The 1,418-nt window shown below is 62.6% G+C and carries 1 protein-coding gene; it reads right to left on the bottom strand.

Annotated elements, in window-relative coordinates:
• Window positions 1-33: 33 nt before the first annotated feature.
• Window positions 34-1,308 (bottom strand): IS256 family transposase, encoded by a 1,275-nt coding sequence (locus tag HPC46_RS34385; RefSeq protein WP_036429281.1) that lies wholly within the window; start codon window positions 1,306-1,308, stop codon window positions 34-36.
• Window positions 1,309-1,418: the final 110 nt, after the last annotated feature.

The following is a 1,418-nucleotide window of genomic DNA, read 5'->3' as shown; positions in this document are numbered from 1 at the left end:
GAGATATTGTCAAGACTTGTGGATGAGCGAGTTTCAGGCGGCCTCCTCGGTGGGTGAGGTGGAGTCGGTTTCGGCGAGTTTTCCCTTCTCGAAGGTGGCGCCGTCGCGGACCAGTTTCACCAGGTGGGGTGCGTTGACCGCTCGCCATTTCGCCTGTGCGGCCTCGATCAGCTTGTAGGCCATCGCCAGACCCGCAGCGCGGGATCCGGGGCCTTTGGTGACCTTGGTCCGCAGTCGCACGGTCGCGAAGGTGGATTCGATCGGGTTAGTGGTGCGCAGGTGTATCCAGTGTTCGGCCGGGTACCGGTAGAACTCGAGCAACACGTCGGCGTCATCGATGATCTTGGCCACAACCTTGGGGTACTTGGCGCCGTAAGCCTTCTCGAAGGCCACGATCGCTTGGCGTGCGTGCGTGTCGTCTTCGGCGTTGTAGATTTCCTGCATCGCTTTGATCGCGTTGGGGTGTGCTGATTTCGGCAGTGCAGCAAGCACATTGGCTTGTTTATGGAACCAGCAGCGTTGCTCACGCGCTTGTGGGAACACCTCCCGCAGCGCGGCCCAGAACCCGAGCGCCCCGTCCCCGACCGCCAGGGCCGGCGCCGTCATGCCGCGGCGTTTGCACGAGCGCAGCAGATCGGCCCACGACTCGGTCGATTCCCGATACCCATCAGCCAGGGCGATGAGTTCCTTCTTGCCGTCGGCGCGGACCCCGATCATCACCAGCAGGCATAGTTTCTCCTGCTCCAAACGCACTTTGAGGTGGATGCCGTCGACCCACAGGTACACATAATCGGCGGTGATAGCCCGGTCGGCGAAGGCGGCGGCCTCTTTCTGCCATTGACTGGTCAGCCGGGTGATCGTGGCTGCTGACAGCCCCGCGCCCGACCCCAGGAACTGCTCCAGGGCGGGCCCGAAATCACCGGAGGACAGCCCATGCAGGTACAGCAACGGAAGCACCGCAGAGATCTCCGGGCTCTTGCGTGCCCACGCAGGCAGGATCTTCGACGAAAACTTCTGCCGCTCACCGGTTTCCGGGTCGACACGCTTGTCGTTGACCCGGGGTGCTTTCACCGCGACCGCACCGGCGGCGGTCATCACCTCACGTTCGTGGTGATACCCGTTGCGCACCACCAGCCGGTGCCCATTCTCATCGACCTGATCGACGAACTGGTCGATATAGGCGGCGACCTCAGCGCGCAGTGCCGCGGCGAGCATCTGCCGGGCCCCGTCACGCACGATCTCATCGAGGATCGAGCGGTCTTGGCCGGCCGGGTTGGAACCTTCGTTGTTGTTGACTACCGTGAGCACGAAGCGTGCCTTTCCGCCAGCGCTGCAACGCTGACTTGATCAAGTGACTACCGGGATCATATTTGCGGGAAGGCACGCCCTCCCAGATCCACAAGTCTTGATCATTCCTC

Origin of the sequence: Mycolicibacterium vinylchloridicum (assembly GCF_013404075.1) — a bacterium.
Classification (GTDB): Bacteria; Actinomycetota; Actinomycetes; order Mycobacteriales; family Mycobacteriaceae; genus Mycobacterium; species Mycobacterium vinylchloridicum.
This window is presented reverse-complemented; position numbering and strand designations above follow the sequence as displayed.